At 40.9% G+C, this 20920-nt stretch carries 23 protein-coding genes and 2 tRNA genes; 12 read left to right on the forward strand and 13 right to left on the reverse strand.

Features of this window, described 5'->3' with window-relative positions; translation table 11 throughout:
* Window position 1: 1 nt before the first annotated feature.
* Window positions 2–991: an anthranilate phosphoribosyltransferase gene (gene trpD, locus MgSA37_RS11465; RefSeq protein ID WP_096352041.1), complete on the reverse strand. Its 990-nt coding sequence runs from the start codon at window positions 989–991 to the stop codon at window positions 2–4.
* A 376-nt stretch (window positions 992–1367) separates the two neighbouring features.
* Here trpD and MgSA37_RS11470 point away from each other — a divergent pair, with 376 nt between their 5' ends.
* The 3 genes from MgSA37_RS11470 to MgSA37_RS11480 all read left to right on the forward strand — a co-directional run bounded on the left by MgSA37_RS11470 (window position 1368) and on the right by MgSA37_RS11480 (window position 2996).
* The gene (locus tag MgSA37_RS11470; protein ID WP_096352042.1) at window positions 1368–2318 is read left to right on the forward strand and encodes an ion channel; all 951 of its coding nucleotides are present in this window, start codon (window positions 1368–1370) and stop codon (window positions 2316–2318) included.
* Window positions 2319–2445: 127 nt separating this feature from the next.
* The gene (locus MgSA37_RS29735) at window positions 2446–2667 is read left to right on the forward strand and encodes a DUF433 domain-containing protein (RefSeq protein WP_096352044.1); all 222 of its coding nucleotides are present in this window, start codon (window positions 2446–2448) and stop codon (window positions 2665–2667) included.
* Window positions 2664–2996, forward strand: coding sequence for a DUF5615 family PIN-like protein (locus tag MgSA37_RS11480; RefSeq protein ID WP_096352045.1), 333 nt, complete (start codon window positions 2664–2666; stop codon window positions 2994–2996). The genes MgSA37_RS29735 and MgSA37_RS11480 overlap by 4 nt, the downstream gene beginning before the upstream one ends.
* Before the next feature lie 26 nt (window positions 2997–3022).
* Here MgSA37_RS11480 and MgSA37_RS11485 read toward each other — a convergent pair whose 3' ends face one another.
* The 5 genes from MgSA37_RS11485 to recR form a co-directional block, all read right to left on the reverse strand.
* Window positions 3023–3838, reverse strand: a complete 816-nt coding sequence (locus MgSA37_RS11485; protein WP_096352047.1) for an SDR family oxidoreductase — start codon at window positions 3836–3838, stop codon at window positions 3023–3025.
* 53 nt (window positions 3839–3891) lie between these two features.
* A complete protein-coding gene (locus tag MgSA37_RS11490) occupies window positions 3892–4227 on the reverse strand; it encodes a type II toxin-antitoxin system RelE/ParE family toxin (protein ID WP_096352049.1) in 336 nt (111 codons plus the stop codon).
* Window positions 4217–4435 carry a hypothetical protein gene (locus MgSA37_RS11495; RefSeq protein ID WP_096352050.1) on the reverse strand — a complete coding sequence of 73 codons (219 nt, stop codon included), beginning with the start codon at window positions 4433–4435 and terminating at the stop codon, window positions 4217–4219. Before MgSA37_RS11495 ends, MgSA37_RS11490 begins: the two co-directional genes overlap by 11 nt.
* Window positions 4436–4556: 121 nt before the next feature.
* Entirely contained in the window at window positions 4557–5393 is an 837-nt protein-coding gene (locus MgSA37_RS11500; protein ID WP_096352052.1) for a glycosyltransferase family 2 protein, read from the reverse strand.
* Between the two features lies 1 nt (window position 5394).
* Window positions 5395–6012, reverse strand: coding sequence for a recombination mediator RecR (gene recR, locus MgSA37_RS11505; RefSeq protein ID WP_096352053.1), 618 nt, complete (start codon window positions 6010–6012; stop codon window positions 5395–5397).
* 356 nt (window positions 6013–6368) lie between these two features.
* Here recR and MgSA37_RS11510 point away from each other — a divergent pair, with 356 nt between their 5' ends.
* Both MgSA37_RS11510 and MgSA37_RS11515 read left to right on the forward strand, forming a co-directional pair.
* Entirely contained in the window at window positions 6369–7856 is a 1488-nt protein-coding gene (locus tag MgSA37_RS11510; protein WP_096352055.1) for a sodium:solute symporter, read from the forward strand.
* Between the two features lie 49 nt (window positions 7857–7905).
* The gene (locus tag MgSA37_RS11515) at window positions 7906–8613 is read left to right on the forward strand and encodes an LOG family protein (protein WP_096352056.1); all 708 of its coding nucleotides are present in this window, start codon (window positions 7906–7908) and stop codon (window positions 8611–8613) included.
* A 44-nt stretch (window positions 8614–8657) separates the two neighbouring features.
* On the opposite strand, the gene MgSA37_RS29520 is transcribed toward MgSA37_RS11515, so the two are convergent.
* Window positions 8658–10610: a TlpA family protein disulfide reductase gene (locus tag MgSA37_RS29520; RefSeq protein ID WP_096352058.1), complete on the reverse strand. Its 1953-nt coding sequence runs from the start codon at window positions 10608–10610 to the stop codon at window positions 8658–8660.
* Between the two features lie 93 nt (window positions 10611–10703).
* Between MgSA37_RS29520 and MgSA37_RS11525 the strand changes: the two genes are divergently transcribed.
* Together MgSA37_RS11525 and MgSA37_RS11530 are read left to right on the forward strand one after the other, a co-directional pair.
* Window positions 10704–11915, forward strand: a complete 1212-nt coding sequence (locus tag MgSA37_RS11525; RefSeq protein ID WP_096352059.1) for a TCR/Tet family MFS transporter — start codon at window positions 10704–10706, stop codon at window positions 11913–11915.
* A gap of 131 nt (window positions 11916–12046) precedes the next feature.
* The gene (locus MgSA37_RS11530; protein ID WP_096352061.1) at window positions 12047–13261 is read left to right on the forward strand and encodes a TCR/Tet family MFS transporter; all 1215 of its coding nucleotides are present in this window, start codon (window positions 12047–12049) and stop codon (window positions 13259–13261) included.
* Window positions 13262–13296: 35 nt separating this feature from the next.
* Here MgSA37_RS11530 and MgSA37_RS11535 read toward each other — a convergent pair whose 3' ends face one another.
* Window positions 13297–13887 carry a DUF502 domain-containing protein gene (locus MgSA37_RS11535; protein ID WP_172885317.1) on the reverse strand — a complete coding sequence of 197 codons (591 nt, stop codon included), beginning with the start codon at window positions 13885–13887 and terminating at the stop codon, window positions 13297–13299.
* Between the two features lie 336 nt (window positions 13888–14223).
* On the opposite strand from MgSA37_RS11535, the gene MgSA37_RS11540 reads away from it, so the two are divergent.
* Window positions 14224–14442, forward strand: a complete 219-nt coding sequence (locus MgSA37_RS11540; protein ID WP_096352064.1) for a hypothetical protein — start codon at window positions 14224–14226, stop codon at window positions 14440–14442.
* Between the two features lie 34 nt (window positions 14443–14476).
* On the opposite strand, the gene MgSA37_RS11545 is transcribed toward MgSA37_RS11540, so the two are convergent.
* Complete coding sequence (locus MgSA37_RS11545) at window positions 14477–16939, reverse strand: bifunctional UDP-N-acetylmuramoyl-tripeptide:D-alanyl-D-alanine ligase/alanine racemase (RefSeq protein ID WP_096352065.1); 2463 nt, start codon at window positions 16937–16939, stop codon at window positions 14477–14479.
* Between the two features lie 58 nt (window positions 16940–16997).
* Here MgSA37_RS11545 and MgSA37_RS11550 point away from each other — a divergent pair, with 58 nt between their 5' ends.
* The 4 genes from MgSA37_RS11550 (at window position 16998) to MgSA37_RS11565 (ending at window position 18461) form a co-directional block, all read left to right on the forward strand.
* Window positions 16998–17480: a regulatory protein RecX gene (locus MgSA37_RS11550; RefSeq protein WP_096352067.1), complete on the forward strand. Its 483-nt coding sequence runs from the start codon at window positions 16998–17000 to the stop codon at window positions 17478–17480.
* A 263-nt stretch (window positions 17481–17743) separates the two neighbouring features.
* Window positions 17744–17816, forward strand: a tRNA-Gly gene (locus tag MgSA37_RS11555).
* 62 nt (window positions 17817–17878) lie between these two features.
* Window positions 17879–17963 (forward strand) — tRNA-Leu (locus tag MgSA37_RS11560).
* A gap of 297 nt (window positions 17964–18260) precedes the next feature.
* Window positions 18261–18461 carry a hypothetical protein gene (locus MgSA37_RS11565; protein WP_096352068.1) on the forward strand — a complete coding sequence of 67 codons (201 nt, stop codon included), beginning with the start codon at window positions 18261–18263 and terminating at the stop codon, window positions 18459–18461.
* A 114-nt stretch (window positions 18462–18575) separates the two neighbouring features.
* On the opposite strand, the gene MgSA37_RS11570 is transcribed toward MgSA37_RS11565, so the two are convergent.
* The 4 genes from MgSA37_RS11570 to MgSA37_RS11585 all read right to left on the reverse strand — a co-directional run bounded on the left by MgSA37_RS11570 (window position 18576) and on the right by MgSA37_RS11585 (window position 20777).
* On the reverse strand, window positions 18576–18905 hold the full coding sequence (locus MgSA37_RS11570; protein WP_096352070.1) for a hypothetical protein: 330 nt from the start codon (window positions 18903–18905) through the stop codon (window positions 18576–18578).
* Window positions 18906–19238: 333 nt separating this feature from the next.
* The gene (locus MgSA37_RS11575; RefSeq protein WP_096352071.1) at window positions 19239–19529 is read right to left on the reverse strand and encodes a hypothetical protein; all 291 of its coding nucleotides are present in this window, start codon (window positions 19527–19529) and stop codon (window positions 19239–19241) included.
* The gene (locus tag MgSA37_RS11580) at window positions 19526–20161 is read right to left on the reverse strand and encodes a hypothetical protein (RefSeq protein ID WP_096352073.1); all 636 of its coding nucleotides are present in this window, start codon (window positions 20159–20161) and stop codon (window positions 19526–19528) included. Before MgSA37_RS11580 ends, MgSA37_RS11575 begins: the two co-directional genes overlap by 4 nt.
* A 145-nt stretch (window positions 20162–20306) precedes the next feature.
* Complete coding sequence (locus tag MgSA37_RS11585) at window positions 20307–20777, reverse strand: hypothetical protein (RefSeq protein WP_096352074.1); 471 nt, start codon at window positions 20775–20777, stop codon at window positions 20307–20309.
* Window positions 20778–20920 lie beyond the last annotated feature (143 nt).

A 20920-nucleotide genomic window follows, 5' to 3' on the forward strand; every position in this document is an offset into this window, starting at 1 on the left:
TTTAGTTCTCCACCAAAGTTTTAAAGCTTTTTAAAGCCTTCTTGCTTACTAACGCTTCTTCAGCCTCATAAAAACTATCCGCAAATGTTTTTTCAGGGTGGATGGTTTTTATTGCCAGCGCTGCATTGCACAAAACTACATTTTGCTGCGCAGCCGTAGCGTCTGCATTCAATACCGCTAAAAATATAGCTGCTGAGTCGCTGATGCTGCTTCCGCCTAAAATATCTTTTGGGCTTAGTTTTTCAAAACCCAGGGCTTCTATACTGTTGATCTTTTCGCCATCGGCAGAAAAGGTTTTAAAATCGCAGGTTAGCGATACTTCGTCATAGCCCTCCAGAGCGTTCAGGATAGTATATCGTTTATCTGATTTCTGGTACAGATAGGCATAGATCCTCGCCAGCTCCAGGTTAAATACGCCTACCAGCTGGTTTTTAGGCCTGGCGGGATTTACCAGCGGCCCGAGCATATTAAAAAATGTTTTTACACCCAGTTCCCGGCGGATAGGGGCCACGGTTTTCATGGCCGGGTGAAACAAGGGGGCATGTAAAAAGCAAATATTAGCTTTGTCTATATTGCTCTTTAGGGTATCGGTATCATTGGTAAATTTTGCGCCTAAAAACTCCATTACGTTGGAGGAGCCGCATCCCGAAGATACACCGTAATTACCGTGTTTGGCAACTTTGTAGCCGGCGCCAGCAACTACAAACGAGGCCAGGGTTGATATATTGAAGGTGTCTTTTCCGTCACCGCCGGTGCCGCACAGGTCAATTACTTCGCCGGCTTCCAATTCAATTGGCAGGCACAGCTCCAGCATTGCGTCGCGGAAACCTTCCAGTTCATTCACCGTAATGCTGCGCATGCAATAGGCCGTCATAAATGCCGCCATTTGCGAATTGTTGTATTTACCCTGTGCAATGGCCGTCAAAATTTCTTTTGATTGCCCGTGTGAAAAGGTTTTGTGTTCAAAAAGATGATTTAATATCTGTTTCATAAGCCCCCCAACCTCCGCCTATTGGCGGAGGAGTTTTATAGTGTTATATTTATTTACCCACCTTTTTATTCCCCCTTTAGGGTATTAGGGGGCCAAAAAAGAAGGGTTACCATTACTGGCAACCCTTCTGAATATCTTTAAAAAACAAAAATGGAATTGCCTTACGATTACTCGTTAAGCCACCACCAATTATTGTTTAATGTTTTCATTAATGTTTTATGGCACAAATATGGAGATTTTTTTTCTAAAAGCAAGCAGAATGATATTTTTACGTGATAAGCTGATTAAATTTAAAAAATGCCCGTTTAATAAGATGTAATATATTTGGACAAACTTAATCAACTACCCGATCCATCAGCATGACCAACCCCGTAAAATGGCTATACGTAAAAGAAAAATAAATCCGGAAGATGACCTTGGCTTCGGCCCACAACCAGTGATTAAAAACCAACAGCTGATCAATAAAGACGGCAGCCCTAATGTAAAAAGGGTGGGCCTGCCTTTTTTTAATACGGCTAATAATTATCATACGCTAATTACCATGAGCTGGACAAAGTTCTGGATAATGGTGATAAGCGGTTACGCCATTTTAAATGTAATATTTGCGCTTATTTACATGTCGTTCGGGGCTGGAAGTTTGGACGGAAGTTCAGGCAATACCGCATTCAACCATTTTTGGGACGCTTTCTTTTTTTCGGCACAAACTATTTCAACAGTAGGGTATGGGCACATCAGCCCAAGGGGAATGGCTGCCAATAGTGTAGCAGCATTGGAATCGATGATGGGCCTGCTTGCGTTTGCGTTGGCTACGGGCTTATTATATGGGCGTTTCTCAAGGCCATCGGCCCAGATCATTTACAGCAAGAACATTTTAGTGGCGCCGTATCTCGAAAACAGTAAAGGTATTATGTTCCGCCTGGCGAATTTACGCAGGAATATTTTGATCGACCTGGAGATTGAGATCATCTTCTCCTTCAATGAAAATGTAGACGGCAAAGTGATGAGACGTTTTTATCCCCTTGAAGTGGAACGGCGCAAGGTGAGCGTATTGACGATGAATTGGACAATAGTACATCCGCTGAACGAAAACAGCCCGTTGGTTGATATGACAAAAGAAGACCTTGAAAAATCGGAAGCAGGGTTTGCCATATTGCTTCGGGCGTTTGATGATGCTTTTTCGCAAACGGTTCACTCCCGTACCAGTTATCAATACCACGAAATAGTTTGGGGCGCCAAGTTTAAACCTGTTTTTGACCGGGATGAAGAGGGTAGGATTGTACTGGATTTGAGTAAGATCAGTGACCATGAAATGGTGGCAGGTATATAGTCGATGGAATATTATTCATTACCGATAAGTATAAATTTAACAGGACACGCCAATGAATAAGCAGATCAGCTGTTTCCACAAATTAAAACCGTTTTACCTTATTTAGATTAATTGGTATATTAGCATAATGAATTATACTCAATATATTGAAATTAATCCTGAGAAGCGATTTGGGAAGCCTATTATTATCGGTACCAGAATATCAGTATATGATGTGTTGAGCTGGTTATCTGAAGGGCTGTCTGTAAGTGATATTATTTTAGATTTTCCGGAATTAACTGAGAACCAAATAAAAGCTTGTTTGTCGTATGCTGCGGACAAAGAACATAAATTAAGAGTCGTTTCGTGAAAATACTTCTTGATCAGAATATTTCGTTTAGAGTCGTCTCGCTTCTATCTGATGTTTTTGGGCACGTAAAGCAAGTCAAACAGCTTAACTTGGTCGATGCTTCTGACCTTGAAATCTGGAATTACGCTTTCAAAAATGATTTTACAATTGTGACATTTGACAGCGACTTTATTGACCTTGCAACTTTAAAAGGAACTCCTCCTAAAGTCGTTTGGTTGCGTTTTGGCAATTCATCAAACCTTAAAATTGCTAATAAATTACTTTCTAAATCAACCGAAATAAAGGAGTTTGTTTTAAATTCTGAGATATCCTTTTTGGAAATTGACTAGTAAAAAACTGGACTATCGTAGATATTCTATTTTAGTAACGAATTTTTCTCTTTTGCAATAGTATTATAAACCAGTTTGTCCAATAAGCCCGGTAAAATCTTGCTTAAAAAAACAGTTAGTTTACCCTGTCCTGTCATAATGAGGGTTCGGGCCCGGTTCTCCACACCATCTGCAATAATTTTGGCGGCTTCATCTGATGTCATCATTTTTTCTTCGTGCAGGGTACTTTCGCCCTGTTGTTGCCCGCTTTGATCTAATGCTGTATTTCGGATATTGGATGCCGTAAAACCGGGACAGGCGGTAATAATATTGACGCCTGTTTTAAGGTTTTCAACTCTCAATGCATCCAGGAAGCCATTCATTGCAAATTTTGAGGCAGAATAGCCCGTACGGCCCGGTAAACCTTTATAACCAGCAATGGAGGAAACGCCGACAATGGTTCCCTTTGTTTTTAAAATTTCGGGCAGGGCGTATTTGGTGCAATATACTGTCCCCCAAAAGTTTACATCCATAACGGCTTTTAAAACTTTAACATCGGCGTCGTTAAACAAGGCCCGCATAGAGATCCCTGCATTATTGATCAGCACATCAATTTTGCCGAAAGTAACGAGTGTTTGTTTGATCAAATGATCGCAATCTTCTTCATTGGTCACATCACATTGGACAGCTACTGCTTTTATACCGTATTCTTTTTCAAGGCTTTGTGCAAGCTCGCATAAAGTAACAAATTGCCGGGCGCCTAAAACAAGGTTAGCACCGCGTTTGGCAAATTCTGTAGCAAGTGATTTTCCGATGCCAGATGATGCGCCGGTGATGATGACGATTTTATCGTTAAGTTTCATGAATGGAAAATATTGGTTTAACTATGGCTTTAGCTCATAGTATTGAGGAAGTTTTATTCGTTAATATTTAAATGTTTGATAATAGATTTTAACGCCTTATCATCAATTGAATCAAGTTCAGCTTTGTCGTAAATTGTGAGCAGGTAAATTTCTTTGTTTTTCGTTATTACGTATGTTATAACTCTCGCGCCGCCGCTTTTTCCTTTGCCTTTACTTTTTATTGCTACCCTGACTTTATAGGTATTGCTTCCTAATGGAGAACCCAATTCCGGGTGTTTTAACAAATCTTCATTTATTGCTGCAAGTTCAGATCGAAGTGAAGGATACTTTTTTATAAGCCTTTTTGCTTCCTTTTTAAACTTTTCAGTCGGAATAATACTATAACTCATTAAGAAAATCAGTTAAGGTTTGTTTTTTAACCTTCGAGTTTTTTAATGAAGCTATTTCTTCAAAAGCCTCTGTTAAATCTGATTTAAGCTTTAAGGTTTGTTCGTACTTTTTTAGTTTAGCCAGTACTTTTTCCCAATCTGTTAAAGATAACTGGACAGCCTGGGGCTTGCCGTCACTATCGCTTAGATATTGAAGTGCTAGTTTCATTTATCAAATTTAAGAAATTTATTATTTCTTCATTCTTCCATTTGATCTTTTCCTTAGAATTATCAGGCAGACGTAAATTATTTTGGAATGTTTTATAATGGTCAGAAATAAGAATAAACTGCTATCCTTTAACTTCATACGAATGCTGGAACAATGCAGGGATGCCATCCACTTTTATTTGTGGCAGCCTGATCAAATATTTAACGGCGAAGATGATCATCGCGCCATAAAAATACTTGATATAACTCCAGCTAAATTTTGGTATTTGCTGCCTTTCGTAATTAATGATATAAGTCTTGGGGAAATAATAGTTTTTAAAGCCGGCTAACCTGATGCGGTATGACAGATCGATATTATGACCATACATCAAAAAGCGTTCATCAAACAAACCAGCTTCGTTTAAGGCCGACCGCCGTAACAACATGAAATCACTGCTGAGGATGTCAATTTCTGATATTTGAAATTCTTCCACCCAATCCTTACGGTTGCGGTCATACAAACGCGTTTTACTCAGGTGACGGGCGAAGCCGATCAACCTAAGGAAAGTGGCCCAGGTTTTATCCAGGCCATGGATCGATTCCGGTAAAAAGCGTCCCTGCGGACTGAGCATCCGAACGCTAAGTCCTCCTGTATCGGGATGCTCATCCATAAAAGCGCAAGCCTTCTGCAACGAGTCTTTGCCGCAAATTGTATCCGCACTGACCAGTAAAATATACTCTCCACTTGCCCTGTCTATAGCCTGGTTATTTGCCCTGCCTGTTCCCTGGCTGGCTTTGTTGCAAATAAGTGTGATGTCCGGGTATTGATCCTGCAACAATTCCATAGAATGATCTGTTGAAGCATCATCAACTATAATTAACTCGTAATCAATGTTTTTACAAGCATAAATTAAGGAGTTTAATGCTTGCCGAAGCAATGTGCCGGCATTGTTATTAACTACAATTACAGATAGCTTCATGTTACTTCGATAGTGAATTGATATACGGAACACGTGTAGCAATAGATCTCCCTAAAGTGATCTCATCTACGTACTCCAATTCACCTCCAAAAGCTATGCCACGGGCGATAGTTGAAATAGTTATATTGTAATTTTTTAGTCTTTTATGCAAATAAAACAAAGTAGTATCACCTTCCATCGTTGCACTCAGGGCGAAAATAACTTCCTGCACCTCATTGGTCTTTAAGCGTTCAACTAATGAGTCCACCTCCAGGTCTGAAGGGCCAATGCCATCCATCGGCGAGATCAATCCGCCAAGAACGTGATATACCCCGTTATATTGATTGGTGTTTTCAATAGCCATTACATCGCGGGTATCTTCCACCACACAAATCAGGCTATGGTCGCGTTTAGGTGAAGCACAGATCTGGCAAACCGGGTGGTCTGAAATGTTCAGGCAGACCTGGCAAAACTGAATTTCATTCCGTAACTTGCTGATGGCCTTACTAAACCGATCAACATCCTGTACATCCTGGTTTAATAGGTGCAAAACCAGCCGCAGGGCAGTTTTTTGGCCCACGCCCGGTAGTTTTGAAAATTCAGCTACAGCATCTTCCAGTAATTTGGATGAAAAGTTCATTGTTCAAAGATAGTTATTAGTCCGAAAGTCCGGAAGTCCGAAAAGCCCGGAAGATTTTTTTGTGGGGAAGTTAAATTAAAGCGTTAAATAGTTTTTGTTTGATAACTTGCACGCAATAAGTTTTCCTTTGCCAAACATAAAAGTTGTGGGTTGCCTATATTTGGCTCAAAAGCGAAATTTGATAACCGGGGAAAATTTCGCTAAAATTTATTCATTATGTGAAGAGATTTTAGTTATGATAAATGGACTGAAAAACGCATTAAAATAGGTCGAGGTTTAAAAGGAGTGAAATATGATTAACTTTAGGAAAATCAATCTTTCGGACTTTCGGACTTCCCGACTTTCGGACTAAATATATGTCTCCAGCAATACTACTTACATTCATTATCGGCTACTTTTTGGTATTGCTGGTTATTTCCTGGCTAACGTCAAGGAAGTCATCCAGTAATGATACCTTCTTCATTGCCAATCGCAATTCAAAATGGTATTTGGTAGCATTTGGGATGATAGGAACCGCCTTGAGTGGCGTGACCTTTATTTCCGTGCCAGGCAAAGTTGGCGCACCAACCGGCGATCAGTTTGAATATTTCCAGTTTGTGTTGGGTAATGCCGCAGGCTTTATCATTATAGCCACCGTATTGCTGCCACTGTATTATCGCTTAAAATTAACATCGATATATAGTTATATTGAGGGCGCTTTAGGCGTTTGGAGCTATAAAACAGCTGCGGGTATTTTCCTGATCAGCCGGATCATAGGTTCCGCGTTCCGCCTTTACCTGGTGGTTATCGTTCTGCAAAAATTTATTTTCGATAGTTATCACATTCCCTTTGCGGTAACCGGGTTAATATGCCTGGTGCTGATATGGTCATACACCTTTAAAGGCGGCTTAAAGACCATTATTATTACGGACAGCCTGCAAACCTTGTTTTTGGTGTCGTCGGTTTTTTTATCTATTTATTTTATCTGCCAGAGTCTTCACCTCAGCATATTCCAGGCCGCAGAAGCGATTAAGACCAGCAGTTATTCAAAGATTTTCTTTTTCAGCAACTTTATAGGCAGTAAGTTCCATTTTGTAAAAGCATTTTTAGGAGGGTTGTTCATTACGGTGGCGATGACGGGCCTCGACCAGGACCTGATGCAAAAAAACCTCAGCCTAAAAAATATCCGCGAAGCAAAAAAGAACATGTTCAGCTTCACCGCAGTTTTTGTGGTGATCAACATTTTCTTTTTAAGCGTCGGCGCCCTGCTTTGGATCTACGCCAATAAATACGGTATCAAGGTCGAAAAAACAGATTACCTGTACCCAACCATCGCCCTTAAGTATTTGGGGCTGGTGCCGGCTATGGTATTTATGCTGGGCTTAACCGCAGCGACCTTCGCCACCACAGATTCTGCTTTGACTGCATTAACCACTTCATTTTGTGTTGATTTTTTAGGGTTTGACAAAAGGGAAGTAACAAACAGCAAAAAGATGGTAAGCACCCGGCATTTTGTGCATATCGCGTTCTCCGGTGCAATGTTTTTAACCATTATTATTTTTAATGCCATTAATGATGGGGCAGTGGTGAACGCCATATTTAAGGTGGCATCCTATACTTACGGGCCATTGCTGGGTTTGTACTCTTTCGGGCTGTTTGCAGGCAAACGCCAGGTTAAGGATAAACTGGTGCCATTTATTTGTGTGGTTTCGCCGGCGATATGTTATTACCTGAGTATCAATTCAGCTAAATTGCTGGGTGGTTATGTTTTTGATAACGAACTGATCCTTTTTAACGGCATGATTACCTTTGCCGGCTTATTTATTACATCATCTTCAAAAACAAAAGCAGCTATAATTCCTTAAACTCTATTTGACTCAATAATTCACTAAATCACTAATTCAATAATTAAACATGACCGGTGAAGAAAAAATAAGACAAGCATTTGAAAACAAAAACTGGCAGGAAATAAAAGTTACAGATTCCTGGCAGATCTTTAAAATAATGGCCGAATTTGTTGAAGGCTTTGAGAAGCTGGCAAAAATAGGCCCCTGTGTTTCCATATTCGGTTCGGCACGTACACATAATGATAATCCGTACTATAAATTAGCGGAAGATACTGCCCGCATTCTTACAGAACGTGGATATGGCGTAATATCAGGCGGCGGGCCGGGTATTATGGAGGCAGCCAACAAAGGCGCTTACGAAGCGGGTGGTAAGTCGGTAGGTTTAAACATCGAGCTGCCCTTCGAACAATTTCATAACAAGTATATCGACAGGGATAAAATAATGGAATTCGACTACTTTTTTGTGCGAAAAGTAATGTTCATGAAGTATTCGCAGGGCTTTATCGTGCTGCCGGGTGGTTTTGGAACGATGGACGAATCATTTGAAGCAATCACGCTGATCCAAACAGGAAAGATCGCGAGGTTCCCCATTGTATTTGTTGGGATCGACTATTGGAAGGGGTTATTTAACTGGGTAGAGGAAAAAATGCTGGCCCAGGAGCATAATATACACCCGGATGACCTGAACCTTTACCGTCTGGTTGACACCGCCGAAGAAGCAGCCGGGCATATCTTTAAGTTTTATGAGAAATATGTGTTAAAACCGAATTTTTAAGCATAAAGATAAGCCCGGCAATACCGGGCTTATCTTTATGCTTATTATTTATTCAGGCTTGTTTTTTGGGTAGGCGGTAAGGCTGCTTCGGGATTACCGGCCATCTCCACCATATTGGCTACTTCATCTACCAGTTTTTCAGGCGTGCCCGAATAGCCCACATATTTAAAACGGATGTGTCCGTTTTTGTCGATGATGAATTTAGTTGGAATGCCTTCAACTCCGAATGAACCAACAACCTTTGATTGGCGTCCGTCACTCCCTTTTTCGTCAATTAAAACGTTGAAAACGTATTTATTATCTGCAATAAACTTTTTAACACCGGTTATAAAGTCGTCACCATTCTCCCATGTATCCACAAATAAAAATATAACGTTGGGGTCATCCTTATATTTATTTACCGCCATCTGCATTCCGGGTAGTGAAGCCTTGCATGGTCCGCACCAGGTGGCCCAGAAATCTACAATTACTACTTTACCTTTCAGATCGCTTAATGAATAACTTTTACCGTTCAGGTCCTTTAAATTAAAAAGTGGTGCAGGCTGATCTATCATGGTTTTGGCCAGTTCTTCACGGGCTTTCATTTTTGAAGCGCTTTCTAATGAGGCGATATATTTTTCGTAGCCATCATCTTTTCCGTTGGTTTTTATATATAAAGTCTTTAACGCTGCCTTTATATCAGCGGAACCCTGTCCTGCTTTTACCGCTGCTTCAGCAGCATCTTTCGCTTTATCATTTTGACCCAGCCCAACCAGTATCTGAATGTAGTTGCCGTAAATATCCGGGTCGATGGTTTTGCTGTGATCAACAACAGGCTGTTCATATTTTAGTGCTTCTTCAAACTTGCTTTGTTTTGCCAATATAAACGCATAGGTATCGGCATCCATATCGTAGATATACGCATAATTTTTTTTCAGTTGTGCCAGCGAGGCAAACGGCTCTGGTTGCAGATTGTTAAGTTTATCCCGTACGATGTCAAGCGATTCTTTTGATAAAGCTTGCGCCTCATCCATTTTTTCGCCTTTTTTCGCCAATTCGTAAGCAACATTATTTAGTTCACCTTGTAGGTTAAATTTATTTATAACCTGGCTTTCGTATTTACGGAAATTAAAGGTGTCGGCAATGTCAAGGTAAGCTGAGGCCAGTTGCAGCCTGAAATTATCCATGTTGTTAGCTTTTTCAGTTTTATTATCTGGATATTTTTCAACGTAAACATGGTATATGGAGTCTTTTTTTGCAGGTTCCTTTTCTTTATAAAAGGCGGTGGCTAACTCATTTTTTACCAGGGTACCGTTTGGGAATTTAACCCGCATAATTGCACCAAGCGAGTCAGCGCTGGTTTGTTTTTTTAATTCCCTCAACAGGGTTGCTGCCAGCTCAAGATCTTCTTCGTTGCTGCTTTTTTCTAAATCCGCTACTTTTTTTTCAACAGGTACTTTATAGTCCGGCAACCGGGCAACTATTGTATAATAAGCGTATACATAGTCTTTGTTGCCATTAGGATATAAGGTGAACTCTTTGTTAAAAAGTCGTGTTCCTTCACTAGCATCGCTTTTGATTTTTGCATAATAATTTTCAATTGTTGGAAGAAACATCTGCCCATTCATCGCATAAGCACCTTCAATCGGTTGCTTGTCTTTATAGATCAGGTAGATATACCCTTTGTCATTGTTGTTTTCCACATCGGCTCCGCTACTGATCTTCACAAAAAATGCTAAAGTGCCTGAAGGGACTACAAAATCGCCGGTTAACAACTTTCCAGTTGCTTTTAAGTCTACGTCAGTTACCGGAAATTTGTCGTTATCCAAAAAATAAACTGACGCTGCAATATCATTTTTACCACCAACTACTGTTCCTGTTGGATCATAGGTAATCGATATTTTTTCACCGGCTGTTGGAAAATCTGTTGATAATTTCAAATGTGAATCAGTTTGCGCAAATGCACAATTGAGCGCCAGCATTGCCGGCATCAATAATAAGGTTTTAAGGCTTTTCATGTCAACTAAAATTTTAGTTAAATATAGTGAACTTTTAACAAATGCAATTTAAAATTAAAAAATTATTGAAGTATAATTTTTTAATTTGCAGTTATGATTAAACCTAAAGGCCAGGCCGCATTAGGCTTTATTTTTGTTACCATTTTTATTGATGTGATGGGGTTTGGCATTATTATACCCGTTCTGCCGGATTTAATTAAACATTTAATTAATGGCGATGTGAGTGATGCCGCCGGGTATGCAGGGTGGCTGCTCGCCGCTTATGCCGGAATGCAATTTTTTTGTGCTCCTGTTATTGGCAACTTAAGCGACAAGTTTGGCCGGAGGCCGGTTCTTCTTTGTTCGTTGCTTGGGTTTAGTATCGACTACGCATTTTCAGCCTTTGCACCAACCATTGGATGGTTATTTGTTGGCCGTATTATAGCAGGTATAACCGGAGCCAGCTTTACAACAGCTAATGCTTACATAGCCGACATCAGTACGCCGGAAAAAAGAGCTGCCAATTTCGGGCTGGTTGGGGTTGCTTTTGGCATTGGCTTTATACTTGGGCCCGCCCTTGGCGGCCTGCTCGGAAAATATAATCCTCATTATCCGTTTATTGCTGCGTCCGCTTTGGCTTTGCTTAATGCAGCGTATGGCTATTTTATACTCCCTGAATCGTTAGCAATAGAGAACCGAAGGCCATTTGAACTAAAAAGAGCTAATCCTTTTGGTACACTCATCCAACTTAAAAAGTATAAATCTGTGATAGATTTAGCCTTATCATTGTTCCTGGTCTATTTTGCAGTTCAGGCGGTGCAAAGCGTCTGGACGTATTATACAATCCAGAAATTTCATTGGAGCAACGATATTGTTGGGTATTCACTTGCGTTTGTAGGATTGATGATAGCGATAGTACAAGGCGTCCTGATTAGAATCATCTTGCCAAAGTTGGGAAATGAGCGGAGTATCTGGATTGGCCTGCTTTTATATGCGGTTGGTCTTGCCTTTTTTGCATTTGCTTCAAAAGGATGGATGATGTTTGTTATTTTGGTTCCATATTGCCTTGGTGGTATTGCCGGGCCTGCATTGCAGGGATACATGAGCAATAGCGTGCCTGCAAACGAACAGGGCGAATTGCAGGGCGGCTTAACCAGCCTGATCAGCATCAGCTCAATCTTCGGTCCGCTGGTAATGACGGAATCTTTTTATTATTTTACCAAGCCAAATCCGTTTTTTCAATTCCCCGGGGCGCCATTTGTATTAGGCGCCGTATTAATGCTTTTAAGCGCCCTATTGGCTATAAGGAGTTTTAAAAGGAATTAAATTAGTTAATTAAGTTGGATTAAGTTGATTTAGTGAGTATGTTGCGTTGATTGATCATCAATCAACACATAAAAAAATATTAGTACTTATTCAACGCAATCTAACTTAATCAATTCAATCAACTAATAAATATGTCCAAACCGAAACAATCAGCAGCATTAGGATTTATATTTATTACCATTTTTATTGATGTGCTCGGTTTAGGTATTATTATTCCGGTGCTGCCGAAGTTATTGCAGGTATTAGGGCATATCGATGTGAATAAAGCATCTGAATATATTGGCTGGCTAACTTTTGTATACGCTTCTATGCAGTTGATATTTGCCAGTATAATGGGTAACCTTAGCGACAGGTACGGGCGCCGTCCAATTTTATTGATCTCGTTATTTGGTTTTGGGTTAGATTATATAGTAATGGCCTTTGCACCAACAATAGCGTGGTTATTTGTTGGGCGGTTTATAGCAGGCGTTTGCGGCGCCAGTACTTCCACCGCCACCGCTTATATTGCCGATGTGAGTACCGGAGATAAAAGAGCCGCTAATTTTGGCCTGGTTGGTGCAGCCTCGGCAATCGGGCTGATAGTCGGCATAGCTTTAGGTGCGTTTCTTTTTGTTATTAATATCAGGTTGCCTTTTATAGCCGCCGGAGGTTTCGCCTTTGCAAATGGCCTGTTCGGCTTGTTCGTGTTACCTGAATCATTGGCTAAAGAAAACCGGAGAAAATTTGAGTGGAGCAGGGCCAACCCGTTATTATCATTACAAAGGATTTATAAAAAACAACCAACACTCGCCACCTTGCTAAGCGCTACCGCTATAGTTTATATAGGCCAAAAAGCCGTAGAGTATTTGCTGTCGACTTTCATTTACGAGAAATTTAACTGGACCCCGGCAAGCGTTGGCTACTTAGGGCTATTTATCGGGCTGGTATTGTTCGGTATACAGGGAGGTTTGATCCGGTACACGGTTCCTAAATTTGGCCAGCAGAAGAATATTATTGCCGGCCTGATATTTTACGCCCTGGGTTTACTGCTGATAGCGATAGCAGGCAAAGGCTGGATGCTTTATTTGTGTATGATCCCTTATTGCCTTGGCGGCTTATCCGGGCCGGCTTTACAGGGTTTAGCCAGCGAAAAGGTGGCTAAAAATGAACAGGGCGAATTACAGGGCGCATTTGCGATATTGAACAGCATCAGCCTCATCATCGGTCCGCTGGTATTCAGCTATGTGTTTTTCTTTTTTACCAAAAAAGGATCAGCGGTATATTACCCGGGTGCGCCTTATCTTTTAGGAGCAGTATTGATGCTTATCAGTACTTTTATTGCCATAAAAAGTTTTAAACGGGCCTGATTTTGCTATAAAATAAGGTAGTGGCAACCTCAATTTTAGATGCCGCTTACACCACCGGATATTACAAACTTCATCATATCTGCCGCACTTCTATCAATTGGTTTTACCTTGTCGGCTGATATGATGACCACCTGGCCGGCAAACGAGTAGGAGAAGGGGAAATATACCGCCACATCGCCAGGTAAATTTAGTTTAGTGAGGTCTCGCTGTACCATAAAGCCTATCTTTTTTAAACCAAATTCATTTACTTCAACAATAACAGGTTCATTGAATTTTTTTTCCTCTCCCACAAAAGCCTCAGTTAGGTCCTTGATTGATGAATACAGGAATTTAAAAAGGGGTAACCGGTTAAGCCAGCGGTTAAACCAGCGTTTGATGGGTTCGGTTACTACGTTAGTTACCAATATGCCCGCAATTAAAATGAGCACTAAAACATTTAAAATGCCCAGGCCGGGAATGTAAACAGGTTTGCCTTTGGCGTCGGTCAATAATACACCGCTTAGGTTAAGCGCGTTATCAATACTTTTTACTGCCCAAAAAATTAATAGGAAAGCCGCTCCAAGCGGTACAACAATTAACAGCCCTTTAATAAAGTAATTTAAAAGGGCGCCAAATAACTTTTTCATGATGAACCAATTTCTGCTTATAAAAACTGTTATCGGTTATTGTAAATGATTAACAATTTTTATTTTATCCATGTAAATATAAGGCACTATCCGGGACTATTTTGCAGTAGCATGTTTTTTCTTTTTTTGAGCAATTGATGCCCCCGGTAATAGTAAATATTTCCACAACAATCAATCGGTTGTTGTAAATAACAACCCCGTGCGCTTTACGCTTTCCATTATCAATCGTTGAATTGCTTGGCACTATCATTGTATGTTAACGTTGCCGGGGCCACGATGATCGGGAGGGAACCAGTTCAATGAATTTAGTATTTACATCTTCCAATTTTAATAAACATGATATTATTTTTTAGCCGTTATTTTTGCACCCTTGTTGGCTTTGCCATCATTTTATTGATGTTGTACAAAGCCTTCTCTAACCTTGATGATTTTCAGCCGTTAACCGCTATCGAATATTCGGTGCCGGCGATAATTTTTATCGGTATTGCATACAGGTCGTATCCAAAAGCGGGAAGGGAACCAAATCAAGCCCGAAAAAGACAATTAAACTCCTGAACTGTATTATTTTCAGTATATTATGGATTGATTATTATTCATAAAAGTACACTCTTTTTACACGCTGGGAAATATTGGTTAAAATTTCATAGGGTATGGTGCCGATTTGTTCCGCGAGTGCCTCAATACGTTGCTGTTCGTTAAAAACAATCACCTCGTCGCCTTCTTTTACATCAATATCACTCACATCAAGCATGCACATATCCATCGTAATATTGCCAACGGTGGGCACAAGTGTTCCTTTTACCAGCATCTTGCCTACGCCGTTGCCAAATGCGCGCAAATAGCCGTCGGCATAACCAATCCGTACGGTGGCTATCTTTCCATTGTTACCAAGTTTGCCGCTCCTGTTATAACTTATGGTATCTCCGTTCGTAATGTTTTTTACCTGCGATACGCTCGTTTTTAAACTGGCTATAGGTTGCAATCCGTTTTCGGTCGCCGGCGTTGCGGCATCTATACCATAAAGCCCAATACCAAGCCTTACCATATCATACTGCGCATTTGGCCACCTTACTATGCCCGAAGTATTGCAAAGGTGCCTGATCACTTTATAACCCAGTGCTTTTTCAATCAGCTTAAATGCTTTTTCAAAATTACGCACCTGGGTTTTAGTGAATTCATCGTGCTCCGCAGCATCGCTGGCCACCAAATGAGAAAATACCGACCTGATGTTTACATACCTGTTCTCTTCGAGCAAGTCGCAAAGGGTTTCCACCTCAAAATTTTCAAAGCCCAGGCGGTGCATGCCGGTGTCAATTTTCAGGTGTACGGGGTAATCCAACACGTTTTGTTGCCGGGCATATTTGATGTAATCGTCAAACAGACCAAAACTATAGATCACTGGCTCCAGGTTATATTCAGTCAGTTTGTCAAAAGCGGAAGCTTCCGGGTTAAGTACCATCACCGGCAGGGTGATACCGGTTTTACGCAAGGCAACGCCTTCGTCAATATAGGCTACTGCAAGGTAATCAACCTTGTTGTACTGCAGGATATTGGCCACCTCAAAAGTGCCGCTGCCGTAAGAGAATGCTTTCACCATGGCCATTACCTTTACACCCGGCTTTAATTTGCTTCGGTAAAAATTAAGGTTATTAACCATGGCATTCAGGTTGATTTCCATTACCGTTTCGTGCGCCTTTTGCACCAGTGCACGGCTTATACTTTCGAACTCAAAACTCCGCGAACCTTTTATCAGGATGGTTTCCTCTTTAAAATTAAGGGCGCGGAGATGCTGCAGCATCGATGGCGTATCCGGGTAAAAGTGTTTAACAGGTATATCAAAATCTTCCTGGTATTTGCTGAGCGCTTTGCCTACACCAACAAATTTATCCACATGCTTCGCCTTTATCATTTCGGCCACCTGTTTATACAGCACATCTGGCTGTAAGCCCGACTGGAAGATATCAGACAAGATCAATGTTTTTTTGGTATGCTGATTTTGCTGGTTCAAAAAATTCAAGGCAATTTCCAGCGATTGAACATCCGAGTTATAGGAATCATCTATTACCGAACAATCATTGATGCCTGTTTTTAATTCAAGCCGCATGCTTACCGGGTTAAGGTGTTCAATCCTGTCGTCTGTTTCTGCTGCCGAATAGCCCATCGCCAGCATTACGGCCCAGCAAACAATCGCATTCTCAACTGAGGCTCCATCCATAAAGGGAATAAGGCATTCAATTTCGTCCCCCTTGTACCTCGCCCTTAAATAAGTATTCCGTTTGATAACCGTTTCGCTGAAAACGTACAGGTCTGCCTGTTTAAATTTGGTGCTCCAGGTAAAGCAATCTTTTACGGAGATATCTTCTTTAAAATCCATCAACTGCTCGTAGTTATGGATCAGCAGGCGACAGTTTTTAAAAAGCAGCAGCTTTTCTTTTACTTTTTCATCGCGGCTTGCAAAACCTTCGTCATGGGCGGTACCGATATGCGTTAGTACGCCAATGGATGGCCGGATGATAGTTTCAAGCCTTACCATCTCGTTGCGGGTGGAGATCCCGGCTTCGAAAATTCCAAGGTTGTTTTTTACGTTGATCTGCCATACCGAAAGTGGCACGCCTATTTGCGAGTTATAACTTTTAGGGTTGCGTACAATGTTTTTATCTGTGCACAGCAACTGGTAAAGCCATTCCTTAACAATGGTTTTGCCGTTACTGCCCGTTATGCCTATAACGTCAAGGTTGAAACTGCTGCGGTGATGCGCCGCCAACGTTTGCAAAGCCTGCAGCACGTCGGTTACGATCAAAAAGTTGGCCTCCGGCATTATCAGTTGCGGGCCTTCTTTAACAACAAAATTGCGTACCCCGGCAGCATAAGCTTCAGCAATAAATTCATGTCCGTTGCGGCGGCCGCTCAACGCAAAAAACAAGCCTTCGGCGGCATTGCCTATCCGCCGGCTGTCGGTGATCAACGAACTGATGTTATACTCTTTTACAATATTGCCGCCGGCCTTAATGATCTGCTGAATTGCCGAAATAGGGTATTGATTACTGGACATGGTACGAATTTGCTTATATTTCTGCCAATAGAAGAATTTTTAACGAATTTTGGTTTTGATGGAAGAGGCGAAAACGAAAATAATTTTAGACGAAAAGGCTGCTTATACCAAAGCCGAACATTTTTGCGCCTACCAGGAACGTGCCCAGCAGGAGGTGAGGGATAAACTATATGAGTACGGCCTGCATCAAAACGCGGTTGAAAATATCGTCAGTACGCTGATCACCGAGGGGTTTATTAATGAGGAGCGTTTTGCCAATGCCTACGCAAGGGGTAAATTTAACCAGAAAGGGTGGGGAAAGATCAAAATTAAACAAGGGCTTAAGTTTAAAAAAGTGCCCGATGTTTTGATAAAAAAAGCACTGCTGGGCATACCTTATGACGATTATATCCGGATGCTGCAAAAGGTATTAACCAAAAAAGCCGCCCAGGTTACCGAAAAAAATGCCTATAAGCGAAAGTATAAATTACAGCAATACGCGTTAAGCAGGGGGTATGAGGGGGATATTATTGCCGATATTTTGAAAGAAATGGTTGATTAAATTGATTTATTGGGATTAAGTCGATGGCTTTTTTAACTTTTTTGAAGCGTATTGTAAATAATTGAAAATATTTATTGTTTTTTTTATTCCCCTAAGGTTTTTATTTACAATAACTTAATCAACCAGATCTAACCCGATAAGCAGCTCACTCATCACAAAAACAAAAAAAAGTAAAATTACCCCTTGCAGAATATTCATTTCTGGCTATATTTGCACTCCGCTAAGCGAAAAAGAAATTTTAACAAAGCGGAGTTCTTAAAATTGCGAAAGTAGCTCAGTTGGTAGAGCACGACCTTGCCAAGGTCGGGGTCGCGAGTTCGAATCTCGTCTTTCGCTCAAATCCCTTCCACAAGAAGGGATTTATTGTTAAAAGGTTTAATTACCTTTAATGGAACCATGCTCAGATGGTGGAACTGGTAGACACGCAGGACTTAAAATCCTGTTCCCGTAAACGGAGTGCGGGTTCGATTCCCGCTCTGAGTACAAAGCCCCGCCAGGGGCTTTGTTGTTTTATGACTATCTGATTTCCGACGGATTTTCAGTTTAGTGTTCCATTTTTTCACGGAACAAATGGAACGTTGTGGAACATGCTTATTATCAATGTGTTTCATGTTATACAGATTTCACTATTTGACTAAGTTGCTGATAATCAGCATATATTAAAAAGGCTCTTTCAACGAAATTGCTGCAATTAGCTGATTATCAAATGTTTCTTATTTCAGGGGAAAAGCATAAAGTGTAAACGTATTTCAGGATTAGGCAGGCCGCACCATCCTGGCCATGATGCAGCACTTTGAAATTCCGCCCGGCACCGTTCTCCCCGGCGAAATGGCGTACGAAGTTTGGGCCGATGAGCAGGACAGTATCCACATCCGCAAAACCGAAGATTTGGCGCCCGAAGCGGATAACCCCAATATTATGGTGATAAAATGTTTCGGGGTTTTGAGGTTGGGGAGAATTGAACTATCAGCGATGCACTAGGTACACGGCCCCGAACGCTGCCGCAAGCCTCCCGCTTGTGGCCCGCCGACAGGTAATGAACAATTATTTACGCCTGATAGCCTAATTCAGCCTTTTTTTAATTTTTGAAAATATTTACCGGCTATTTATCGCGTGTTTAGCCCGCAAAGTGGCTACATAGCATGCGGGCCACAAGCCGGGAGGCTTGCGGCAGCGAAAAAATTGCTTGCGGTAGCGGGGGCCCGCTTTATAGATTTTCAGCGGCTTATTGTAAACACTCCAGGTAATGCTGTTCACCCCGCCATTTCCGGTAATACCCGAGTAGGCATCATAGATCAGGTTGCCCAAAACATCGTAACGGTAATTGGTGGTATTGGTCTGGTTACGCAGGTCGAGGTTATAACCGCTGCTGCTCACCGCATCATGGATATAGTTGAGCCGGTTGTTTTTCAGCTTGCCGCTCACTAAGGGATAATAATAGGTAAGGCTGTCAATCGTTGGCGAGGCTCCGTTTCGCCCGTAGGATATTGGGCAACCAAAGTAGATGTTTAAAAAAAAAGGTTTAATGATCGCTCATTCTTTTAGAAAGACAAACAAATTTATATCAACAACAGTTTTGTAACACAACATAAAGGTTCAGGCAGTTAGAGGCTTTCTAAACTACAAAAATAAGCGGGTGGCCCTTAACACCATCCGCTTTTCCTGTTTTTTATTTTATGCCGTAAAAATTATACCTAATTTTCAGTGCTTTATGGCTTTATCAACTATTTTGTAACACCACCCATTCCCAATGCTTCCTTAGGTCGCATTATTCTTTTGACTGATGGCCCTCAAAACAGCTGCGGTTCTGTCAAAATCAACATACGTGCAAAATCTTTCCGAATCGTTAGTCAGCAGTATCAAAGAGTCGATATCGTCCTTCAATGACCCAAGAATGGCTGGTGTTTGTTCAAATGACTCCCATCTGTCTGACGGTATGTACCAATAAAAATCAGTTTCAAGTTCAATCTGATCTATATTTTCATATTCTAGTTTGTCAATAATCCTGGAAAAAATCATTTTCAAATCACTCTTACTAATAGTACTCATGGCTTTTGCTTTTGTTGTATCGCTGAATTAACTTTCTCTAACTCTTTTTCTTGTTTAGCTATTTGTTTCTCTAGATCTTCAGCTCTCCCCAATGCTCGCTTTAATAAGACTTCTTCACTCGGATTGTCAGCGGTCATTTGTGCGATTTTTGCTGGGCTTGAGTTGGCAATCGGATCTTTCAAAAATTCTCTAAGTTTTTGAAGATGCTCGGTTATTAAATTTTCAAAAGATGATTTTGTTTTGAGCAATTCTTCTGTCGATTTGCTAAGATAAACATTTGTTTTAATACTGCTTTTTACTGCTTGTATTTCGGTTGATTTACTCGAATTTAATAGCTCTTCTGCTGACCGAAAAAGCACCTTCGTTTCGGCTTCCAGTTCACGACCAACGATTTCCGCAGCTTCAACCTCTTCACCAAGTGGCACTATTGCAGAGCCCAATACAATACCCGTTTTTAAATTAAAAGCAAGAACCTTTGCGCTACCACCAACTATTTTCGCATTTGCTTGTATATTATTGTTATGATTAAGTTTGTTTTTAACAGCTTCTGGTATCTTTTCGTTGTCATACCCCATCTGACCAGTTTGTATTGCGTGTTTCTCTTCGATAACCCCGCCTGTCCAAGTTTGCAACTTCCGTCTCTGCAGGGTCTATCGCAGACGACCCTGCGCTGTAGGATGATGGTAGAACAGTCAAATCCCGGCAATCTTAAGTTGATGGTCATATTTCCTGCGTATACGTCAAAAAGAGAAGGCATCAATTAGCAATGCCTATGTTTTACATTGGTTGTTTTATGCCATCCAGGTATTTATTAAAATCAAACTTCCCACAATTAACATCGTTCGTAAATTGCCGCACAGATTTATTTATTAGTTCGATTTTATAAGGGTCGTGAATTAGCCCGAATACTTGTCCATTTTTGTCAATAGCAATATAATTTCCGTCTTCCAGGTCCTTAATCTGGTAGTAAAATTTTCCATCGATTTCAAATTCACTTAGGTCATCAAGCGTTAATTTATCTGACGACAATCCCTTAACCAGTTTTTCAATTTTACTATCGTTTGCAAACTTTTTCATGTCTTTTTCAAGCATTGAAAGATCAAACCGGAAGGTTTTAAACTTTAAAATATTCTTTTCAATTCCAAATCCGATCCAAAGTCCGCGGTGAACGGTGATAGTGAGGGGGTATTTATTTTCGCCCTCTATAACAATGATGTTTTTAAGTTCAAACGGTTTTTCCCGGGTCATTGACTTATCTGACTGTGACGGGTCAAAACCAATGTGATAGTGATGTCCTTTCAAAGAAAAGTTAACACCGAATCTCCTATAAAGTCCTTTGTGAAGGCCATCTGATAAAAACCGGAATTCAGTTGGTAGCTGTTGAAAAAGAG

Source organism: Mucilaginibacter gotjawali (assembly GCF_002355435.1).
GTDB classification, from domain to species: Bacteria; Bacteroidota; Bacteroidia; order Sphingobacteriales; family Sphingobacteriaceae; genus Mucilaginibacter; species Mucilaginibacter gotjawali.

Excerpts from the sequence above, each read along its gene's own strand:
- MgSA37_RS11545 (WP_096352065.1), bottom strand. The coding sequence starts at position 16,939 with ATGTCCAGTAATCAATACCCTATTTCGGCAATTCAGCAGATCATTAAG.
- MgSA37_RS11490 (WP_096352049.1), bottom strand. The coding sequence starts at position 4,227 with ATGAGTTATAGTATTATTCCGACTGAAAAGTTTAAAAAGGAAGCAAAA.
- MgSA37_RS29520 (WP_096352058.1), bottom strand. The coding sequence starts at position 10,610 with ATGAAAAGCCTTAAAACCTTATTATTGATGCCGGCAATGCTGGCGCTC.
- MgSA37_RS29735 (WP_096352044.1), top strand. The coding sequence starts at position 2,446 with ATGAATTATACTCAATATATTGAAATTAATCCTGAGAAGCGATTTGGG.
- MgSA37_RS11500 (WP_096352052.1), bottom strand. The coding sequence starts at position 5,393 with ATGAAGCTATCTGTAATTGTAGTTAATAACAATGCCGGCACATTGCTT.
- MgSA37_RS11550 (WP_096352067.1), top strand. The coding sequence starts at position 16,998 with ATGGAAGAGGCGAAAACGAAAATAATTTTAGACGAAAAGGCTGCTTAT.
- MgSA37_RS11565 (WP_096352068.1), top strand. The coding sequence starts at position 18,261 with ATGATGCAGCACTTTGAAATTCCGCCCGGCACCGTTCTCCCCGGCGAA.
- MgSA37_RS11470 (WP_096352042.1), top strand. The coding sequence starts at position 1,368 with ATGGCTATACGTAAAAGAAAAATAAATCCGGAAGATGACCTTGGCTTC.
- MgSA37_RS11495 (WP_096352050.1), bottom strand. The coding sequence starts at position 4,435 with ATGAAACTAGCACTTCAATATCTAAGCGATAGTGACGGCAAGCCCCAG.
- MgSA37_RS11585 (WP_096352074.1), bottom strand. The coding sequence starts at position 20,777 with ATGACCCGGGAAAAACCGTTTGAACTTAAAAACATCATTGTTATAGAG.
- MgSA37_RS11540 (WP_096352064.1), top strand. The coding sequence starts at position 14,224 with ATGATATTATTTTTTAGCCGTTATTTTTGCACCCTTGTTGGCTTTGCC.
- recR (WP_096352053.1), bottom strand. The coding sequence starts at position 6,012 with ATGAACTTTTCATCCAAATTACTGGAAGATGCTGTAGCTGAATTTTCA.
- MgSA37_RS11530 (WP_096352061.1), top strand. The coding sequence starts at position 12,047 with ATGTCCAAACCGAAACAATCAGCAGCATTAGGATTTATATTTATTACC.
- MgSA37_RS11535 (WP_172885317.1), bottom strand. The coding sequence starts at position 13,887 with ATGAAAAAGTTATTTGGCGCCCTTTTAAATTACTTTATTAAAGGGCTG.
- MgSA37_RS11485 (WP_096352047.1), bottom strand. The coding sequence starts at position 3,838 with ATGAAACTTAACGATAAAATCGTCATCATCACCGGCGCATCATCTGGC.
- MgSA37_RS11515 (WP_096352056.1), top strand. The coding sequence starts at position 7,906 with ATGACCGGTGAAGAAAAAATAAGACAAGCATTTGAAAACAAAAACTGG.
- MgSA37_RS11510 (WP_096352055.1), top strand. The coding sequence starts at position 6,369 with ATGTCTCCAGCAATACTACTTACATTCATTATCGGCTACTTTTTGGTA.
- MgSA37_RS11575 (WP_096352071.1), bottom strand. The coding sequence starts at position 19,529 with ATGAGTACTATTAGTAAGAGTGATTTGAAAATGATTTTTTCCAGGATT.
- MgSA37_RS11525 (WP_096352059.1), top strand. The coding sequence starts at position 10,704 with ATGATTAAACCTAAAGGCCAGGCCGCATTAGGCTTTATTTTTGTTACC.
- trpD (WP_096352041.1), bottom strand. The coding sequence starts at position 991 with ATGAAACAGATATTAAATCATCTTTTTGAACACAAAACCTTTTCACAC.